7 protein-coding genes are annotated in these 8,682 nt (G+C 39.5%); all 7 read left to right on the top strand.

What is annotated here, in order from left to right; genetic code table 11:
- The first annotated feature begins 2 nt into the window (after positions 1–2).
- Complete coding sequence (locus tag C4S61_RS19685; RefSeq protein ID WP_160111284.1) at positions 3–872, top strand: alpha-1,2-fucosyltransferase; 870 nt, start codon at positions 3–5, stop codon at positions 870–872.
- Entirely contained in the window at positions 873–1,703 is an 831-nt protein-coding gene (locus tag C4S61_RS19690; protein WP_103926502.1) for an FkbM family methyltransferase, read from the top strand.
- A gap of 16 nt (positions 1,704–1,719) precedes the next feature.
- Complete coding sequence (locus C4S61_RS19695; RefSeq protein WP_103926503.1) at positions 1,720–2,850, top strand: glycosyltransferase; 1,131 nt, start codon at positions 1,720–1,722, stop codon at positions 2,848–2,850.
- Positions 2,851–2,915: 65 nt separating this feature from the next.
- On the top strand, positions 2,916–4,172 hold the full coding sequence (locus C4S61_RS19700; RefSeq protein WP_235010125.1) for a hypothetical protein: 1,257 nt from the start codon (positions 2,916–2,918) through the stop codon (positions 4,170–4,172).
- 490 nt (positions 4,173–4,662) lie between these two features.
- On the top strand, positions 4,663–6,378 hold the full coding sequence (locus tag C4S61_RS19710) for a DUF6044 family protein (protein WP_103926504.1): 1,716 nt from the start codon (positions 4,663–4,665) through the stop codon (positions 6,376–6,378).
- Positions 6,379–6,923: 545 nt separating this feature from the next.
- On the top strand, positions 6,924–7,316 hold the full coding sequence (locus C4S61_RS19715; protein WP_103926505.1) for a four helix bundle protein: 393 nt from the start codon (positions 6,924–6,926) through the stop codon (positions 7,314–7,316).
- Between the two features lie 159 nt (positions 7,317–7,475).
- The gene (locus C4S61_RS19720; protein WP_103926506.1) at positions 7,476–8,549 is read left to right on the top strand and encodes a glycosyltransferase; all 1,074 of its coding nucleotides are present in this window, start codon (positions 7,476–7,478) and stop codon (positions 8,547–8,549) included.
- The last annotated feature ends 133 nt before the right edge of the window (positions 8,550–8,682 follow it).

The raw sequence follows: 8,682 nt of genomic DNA on the forward strand, positions 1-8,682 counted from the left end.
TCTTGATCATCGTTAAATTTTTAGGAGGACTAGGCAATCAAATTTTCCAATATGTACATGGAAGAAAATTGGCAGACGAAAGGGGTACCTTTATCGCGTCAGATATTCATACCTATAGCATATTTAGAGAGCGGGATTTTATTTTGGATAAATTCCAAGTTAAGATTAAACACCTGCCCAGAAAGGTGATCAATTTTTTATCAAAACCATATTTGAAAAAGTTGGATCAAATTTCAGCAATCAAACTGTATCATCACTTTATTGAAGAACCACAGAATGAATTCCTGAATTTACTATCCTCAAAGAATTTGTATCTAAGAGGCTACTGGACTTGGAATGCTTATTTTGATGACTTTGTTGAAAATGTTTCCCAAGAATTAGAGTTAAAGCCACGGTTTACCAGCAAGTTCTATTTAAAAAACAAAGAACAAGTCAAGTCGGTAGATTCGGTTGGGATTCATATAAGAAGAGGAGATTACGCTAGCAATACCCAATACAATCAATATTTTGGCTTGACTCCAATCACATACTACGAATCTGCTATCAAGCTACTCACAGACAAGATAAATAATCCCATATTCTATGTATTTTCAGATGATCCCGATTGGGTCAAAAGCAATATGCATTTTTTAAGCGATGCAGTCTTTGCTGAGGATTTATGTGAACACCAGGACTATTTGGAGTTTGACCTTTTGAAATCCTGCAAGCATCAAATTATCGCGAATAGCACCTTCAGTTGGTGGGCTTCCAGATTAAATCCCAATCCAGATAAAATTATTATCCAACCCAAAAAATGGTACAATGACCAAGTAGCCCAAAAAATCTATGAAGACAAAAAAGCCTTTTATCAACCACAAGCGATCATCATTTAAATGAAGATACTGAATCGAATTCTCAAATATGCATTAAGCAGGCATCAGGGGAAACTGAAATACCAGACTACTTTTCAGTATCTCTATCACTTGGGATTATCAGGAATGAATATGGGTGGGGGATGGGATATAGAAGACAGTGGGGAGGGAATTGCGATTGAGCATGTGAAATCTTTGTTTTCGCGTAAGAATCACCTGATGTTATTTGATGTAGGAGCAAACAAAGGGGATTATTCTACGATGCTCAAAAAGCTTTTTCAAGAAAAGGCCACCATCCATGCTTTTGAACCTTCTAAACATACTTTTGTAATGTTGCAGAAGAAAGTTGGAAATCAAGATCGGGTTTTTCTTCATCAGAAGGCCTTGGGAGAAACAGCTGCACAATTGACACTTTATTATCCGGAGAAAGGAGCTGGATTGGCGTCATTGTACGATCGGAAATTAGATCACTTTGGAATAGAGACCAAAGAAGCAGAACAAGTAGCGGTCGTGACTTTAGATTCCTTTTGTCAGGAAAATGGCATATCAGAGATTGATTTTTTGAAACTCGATGTAGAAGGACATGAGTTGGCTGTTTTGAAAGGAGGAAAGCAAATGCTTGATGATGGAAAGATCCATGTGATCCAATTTGAATTTGGGGGTTGTAATATAGATTCTCGGACATACTTTCAGGATTTTTTTTATCTGCTTTCACCAGGATTCCGCATTTACAGAATTGTCAAGGACGGGTTGTTTCCGATTGAGGAATATTCAGAGGATTTAGAAGTTTTCAAGACCACAAACTATTTATGTATCTCAAAGAAAATTGTGGCTGATCAAATAAAAAAATAGAATACCCAAATAGACAATGAAAATCTTTAGGATAATCACAGAACTGAACTTCGGTGGAGTAGAAAGACATATGGAGTTGACAGCCGATGGCATGTTGAACTATCCAAATGAGGATATGATTTTTATGGCCTTGGGTAGAGGTGGTCAGACCAGCAAGGTATTATCCGATATGGGCTTCAGGGTGATTGTTATGAACGAAAATCCCCAAATCCCTAATCTGAAATTGATTAGAAAATTGGTTAAGCTTTTCAAAAAAGAAAAACCTGATGTGGTTCACTGTTCCAATGGAGAGGGCGTATTTCACGGGCTTTGGGCAGCATGGTTGGCAAGAGTTCCTGTAAGGATAGGCGAGGAGGTTGGTTTTCCAAATCATCATACCTATTGGAAAAAAATCTTCAACCTTACCTACAAGTGTAGCCATAAAGTCATCGCGATTTCCCAGGCTGTGAAAGACAAATTAATCGAATTGGGAGAAGCCTCAGATGATAAAATTGAGGTGATCTATTATCCCATGGGAAAGCCGAAGCTGGACTTGAATGCAGATGAGCAAGTGCAAATCAATCCTATACTAAATGAACTGAACGCAAATAGGGCAGCACTGGGCTTTTGTTTTGTGACTACTTGCCGATTGGTAGCGGTAAAAAACCTAGATGGATTGATCAGAACCATAGCCAAACTTGTTGAATCAAATCCACAAAGAGATATTCAAATGTGGATTATTGGGGAAGGCCCTGATAAAGAAAAATTGATGGGGCTTGCCAAAGCATTGAATGTTGAGAAGCAAATCAAATTTTTAGGTTTTCAAACGAATGTCAACCCATTTTTGATGGCAGCTGATGCTTTTATTCTGCCTTCTTTTTCAGAGGGTTTTTCCCTGTCTTTGGCAGAGGCAATGCAGCTTGGGCTTCCTAGCATTGCTACCAAAGTTGGTGGCCCTTCTGAAATTATCAAAGAGAATACCGGCTATTTGATAGACCCTTATAGTTTGGAGGACATGCAAGAAAAAATGCAGTTGTTTTTGGATATGAACAAGGAAGAGAGAATTGCTTTAGGAGATAGAGGGAAGCAGGATGTGCAAAGACGGTTTTCAGTAGAGAAATATATTGAGGAGTTGTTAGCTTTTTACACCAAGCTGCACCAAAATTAAAATTGCTTAAATAAATAGAATGTAAAATGTTTATTTTAAGATGACTTTATTATTTAATTTATAGCGTGGTATTAGATGTTCTAGTCATAGGGATTTGTATAGCAGCCTTGGTCAATTCCAATTTGACTATTGTGGCCAAACATGGGCTTCCTTATAAATATGCAAATAAACTCAATCTACTTTTAGCCTATCATTTATTTTTTAGTGTTGTATTTACTGTTTATATATTAAACTTAGGGGGTGATTCTTATGGTTATTGGAAGTACTTAATGCAGCAAGTACCTGTCCATTTCGAATCCATGGGAGAGTTTTTTGGAACCAGTACGACATTTATTCTTTGGATGAATTTTTATCCCAGCAAGGTATTGGGATTGGAATATATCACCGGGAATATCCTATATGGCTTTTTGGGTTTTATAGGAATGCGCTATCTTTTTGTAATGGTAGCGGAGCTCTTTCCCACTAATTACAAAGTGCTCCAAATACCACTTTTCCCTACTATCTTCTTTTTCCCTAACTTTCATTTTTGGACAGCAGGTGTAGGAAAAGATACGATTTGTTTCTGGGGAATAGCATGGTTTATGTACGCTGTGCAGAACTATAGGCTACGATGGTGGCAAGGATTATTTGCTTTATTTTTCGTTTATATGGCGAGACCCCACATGGGTTTGAGTATTTTGATGGCTGCAACATTAGCAATCTTATTGGGTACTGAAATTAAAGCAGCATATAAAGTAGGACTTTTAATTTTAGCAGTTTCAGGCTCTCTATATCTTTCGGTTGGTGCGCTAGAATTCTTAGAGATAGAAGATTTTTCAATAGATACGTTAGATGCATTAGCGACAAAAAAATCCGCATATTTAAGTGTAGCAAAGTCGTCTGTTGATACTTCAGGATACAATTTACTGATGAAAATTTTTACCTATATGTACCGCCCCTTGTTCATAGATGCCCATAATATCATAGCATTCTTAAGTGGTTTTGAGAATATTTTATACCTATACCTCACTTTCTTTATTGTTAGAAACTGGACTCCTGAAGCACTTCGGGATATGCCAGTATTCATAAAAGCAGGTATAATTGCATTTGTTCCGATTACCATCGCCTTTGCAAGTTCACTTAGTAATTTAGGTATTATCATGCGCATGAAAAATATGACCATGATTTACTTTGTGCTGTTTGTGTTTTTTTTAATTGCTTACAACAAAAAGCTCCGCATTCAGAAGTTACAGGAAAAAATCAAGTACTACCAGCAGCGGGAGGAGATTAAGGCGAAGAAGGTGGCCGTCGGGAAATCAGAGAATTCGAGAGTAAGGGAATAGAGATTAGGGATTAGGTAACAGGGAATAGAGATCAGAGAGTAGAGATTAGAGAACAGGGATCAGGACGTGAAAGAGATAAAAGACAGTGAATAGAGATTAGGGAACAGGGAGGAACAAGCGTAAAGAAAATGTATGGGGGACAGTTTTAGCTTGGGGCCAGGTTGCAGGGCTGGGAACAGAGATAAGAGACTAGAAAATAGAGAATAGGGAATTGGGAATAGATATAAGAGAACAGAGATGAGGGGACAGAGATTAGAGATTAGTGAATAGAGAATAGATATAAGAGAGCAGAGATAAGAGATTAGTGAATAGAAAATAGGGAATAGATAAAAGAGACTAGAAACTAGAGAATAGAGGAGACTAGGAAACTTTTCCCTGTTAACTGTTCCCTAAAACCCCTTGCCTGTTCACTCAAGACCTTTTCCCGGTTAACTGTTCCCTAAATCCTGTTATCCAATCCCTAAGGCAAGAGTAGGGCTTAAAATATAAGATGGGTAAATTCTTTCTTTCAAGGGATTTTTGGATAGGACTCGGGCTTCTGATAATCTTCTTTTCCCACTACATCATCATGGGGCAGGACAGCGTATGGTATGCACAGGACTATACTGAGTTGGTCATTCCTTGGTACAAACTGCTTATTGATAACAATGGACTTTGGAAATCCAATGATTACACAATACCAGGTATGTTGGATTACCTGCCCAGAGCTTCTTTTGCTTCAGCGTTTTTCCTCAAGACCTGGCTATTCTTTTTCTTTGAACCGTTTCAGGCGGTCCTACTGAATAAGCTTCTCATTCATGTCCTAGCCTATTGCTCGGGATACCATTTACTTGACCATTTTTTACAAAAAAAGCCAGATAGTCGTATAGCACTGTTTTCGCTAATGTGGGCAAGTATTCCGTTTTGGCCGGAAGCCGGTATTGGATTAGCCTTCTTACCTACCGTATTTTTGATTTTTTACCGAATAAGTCAAGGGGAGAAGTTTAAGCTTGTCCATGGCTTCCTGATTTTCTTTTACTGCTTTTATTCCATTCTCCATCTTAATGGGGTTTTTGTGATTGTTTTCCTTTCAATAGGTGGACTTTATCATTTGCTAAAAGAAAAGAAAATCAATTTTCCCTTTTGGGGGGCCCTGGCAGGACTCTGTCTTTGCTATGCTGTTTTTAGCTACCGTCTGCTGCTGGTTTATTTTTTTCAGCGGAATTGGTTTATCCCTCACAGAGTAGAATATGATATATACAGTTTTGTACGGTATCATGACGATATCCCGGCTAAAGTGGCAGAAATCCTTTTTTTCGGAAATACCCATGCTGCTTTCATAGCGCCCTTCTTTTACCTGATCATTGCTGGCTTTTTGATAGGGTCAACCTTTTTAAGGAATAAAAGCAATGTTTTCAGACCCATACTTTGGCTGTTTTTAGGTGTAAATGCTATAGCCCTTCTGGCAGCATTAGTTACCTATATTCCCTTGGTGGAACGGGTGCCGCTTTTACTTAATATGAAAGAATTTAGTTTTGAGCGCTTTTATTTTCTGATTTATCCGGTAATGATTTTCGCAAGTAGTTTCATCCTGAATGATATGTTTAGCCTGCCCAGATTAAAGTTTCTGGCTTGGACACTGGTGCTGACGATTTTGGGCTATCAGCTATTGGTACTGGACAACAATGCAAAGAATTATGTACTTAAACCCCTGCTGGGAGTAGGCGAAAAATACCCCACTTATCGGGAGTTTTATGCCGTCGATCAGTTTAAATTGATTAAGAGCTTTCTTGATGAAAAATCACCAAGCGGATACAAGCTCGCAAGCCTCGGTTTTCATCCGGCAATCACTTCCTACAATAATTTGAATGCCATAGATGGCTATACGGGCAACTATTCACTCGCCTACAAAGATGAATTTTTCGAAATTATCAAAGATGAATTAGGAGAAGATGACCGGGAAAATTGGCTTTATTGGCACTTTAAAGGATGGGGAAATAAGGCCTACCTGTTCAATCAAATTCATAAGGATGATTTTATGCGGATGAAGTGGCTAGAGACCCAAATCATTGATCATCCCAAATACAACTATGAAAAAATGAAGGAAATGGGCTGCCTTTATATGCTATCGACAGATCCTGTGGTGGATGAGGATAACCTTGATTTTATGAAGAAATTCGAGCATCCAGCCTCCGCGTGGGATATTCATGTTTATAAAATCAAGTAGATTAGGGAAAGGGAAATAAGGGAATAGAGAATAGAGAGTAGAGAATAGAGATTAGGTAACAGGGAGGACCAAGCGTAAAGAAAATGTCCGGGGGACATTTTTAGCTTGGGGCCAGGTTGCAGGGCTGGGAACAGAGATAAGAGACTAGAAAATAGAGAATAGTGAATAGAGAATAGATATAAGAGAACAGAGATAAGAGATTAGTGAATAGTGAATAGATATAAGAGACTAGAAACTAGAGAATAGAGAGGAGACTAGGGGAAAGGGACCTTAATCTCTCATCTCTTAATCCCTTAATCTCTCATCTCTTAATTCCTTAATCTCTCATCTCATAATCCCTTAATCTCTCATCTCATAATCCCTTAATCTCTCATCTCTTAATTCCTTAATCTCTCATCTGATAATCCCTTAATCTCTCATCTCATAATCCCTTAATCTCTCATCCCTTAATCTCTCATCTCTTAATCTCTCATTTCATAATCCCTTAATCTCTCATCTCTTAATCCCTCATCTCCCAATCCATAACCTAATTAATTTTTAAAACTATGGAAAAGTCAGACAGTTTTGAAGAATTGATTTGTTGGCAAAAGGCGTATCAGTTGAAGAGAAGAATCAAAGAGGAAGTCATCTGTAAATTGCCTAAATACGAGCAGTTTGAACTAAAGTCTCAAATTCTTAGAGCATCCAGATCAGCTACTGCAAACATTGCCGAAGGGTGGGGGCGTTTCCATTATTTGGATTCCAATAAATTTTACTACAATTCGCGAGGGTCTTTGGCTGAAATCCTCGATCACCTCATTGAAGCCAGAGACGATAAATACATCTCCAAAGACCTTTTTTCTGACCTGAAATCCCAAGTATTAGAGGCCATTAGAGTATTGAATGGATTTATATATTATTTAAAACAAGAATACATCAAATCCCTAAAGAAGACGTAATCCCTCAATCCCCAATCTCTTAATCTCTCAATCTCTCATCTCTCAATCTCTCATCTCTCAATCTCTCATCTCTCATCCCTCAATCTCTCATCCCTCAATCCCTCAATCTCTCATCCCTCAATCTCTCAATCCCTCAATCTCCCATCCCTCAATCCCGAAATGCCCAAAACCCTCTTCCTCCCCAAATACCCCCGAATGGGAGCGAGCAGCAGACTGAGAACCTATCAGTTTTTACCGCTCTGGAAAGAGGCCGGCTATGAGGTGACCCTGTCCCCTTTTTTTAATGATGCGTACCTCAATGCGGTGTATGCGCATCGCAAACCCAATATTTTGAATGTAGTGGGATGCTATTTTCGGAGGTTGGGTGTTTTGCTTACGGCCTTTCGATATGAGTTGATCTGGATCGAAAAGGAAGCCTTTCCCTTCCTGCCTTCCTATGCGGAATGGATTCTGGAGAAGTCCGGAAAGGGCTATGTGGTGGACTATGACGATGCCGTTTTTCATAATTACGATCAAAGTCCAAATTGGCTGGTTCGTACCTGGATGGGAGATAAGATCGATTGGGTGATGCGTCATTCCAGGATGGTTTTTGCTGGAAATACTTACCTGCAGGACCGGGCCATTCTGGCAGGTGCGAAAAGCGTAACCCTGCTTCCTACCGTGATTCAGCCGACCCGCTACCGCAAAAAGGCCCATGCCCAGGATTCTAAGCCGGTGACCATCGGTTGGATAGGGTCACCCACGACCTTGAAATACTTGCTGAAGCTCAAGCCATTATTCAAAAGGTTGGCAGAGAAATTTGAGATAGAAGTGTTGATTGTCAATGCCGAACCGGCAAAACCTGTAGATTTTGATTTTCCTACAAAATGGATTTCCTGGTCTGAGGCCGGCGAAGTAGAGGCCATCCTGATGATGGATATCGGAATAATGCCCCTTCCCGACAATAAATGGGAGCGGGGCAAGTGTGCCTACAAGTTGATCCAGTACATGGCCTGCGGCTTGCCCGTGGTGGCTTCTCCGGTTGGAATGAATGTGGAAGTGGTGAGCCACGGAAAAAACGGTTTTTTGGCAAGGGATCGAAAAGAGTGGGAGTACTACCTGGGAGAATTGATCCAAGATTCTTCGCTGAGAAAACAACTGGGTGATGAGGGTTTTGAGCTCGTTCAGCAGCGCTACACCATTTCCCGCAATTTTGAGGTGATGAAAGAAGCCGTTCGGAAGTTATTGGGTTAATGTCCTAATTCATCATTCATCATTCATCATTCATCATTCAACATTCATCATTCCTAATTCAACATTCCCACTCCGTGGTTAGTGATTTTCCTACCGGTCACTACCAAGCCCATAACCATCCCACAGTCTTAGG

Source organism: Algoriphagus boritolerans DSM 17298 = JCM 18970 (genome assembly GCF_900108085.1).
Taxonomy (GTDB): Bacteria; Bacteroidota; Bacteroidia; order Cytophagales; family Cyclobacteriaceae; genus Algoriphagus; species Algoriphagus boritolerans.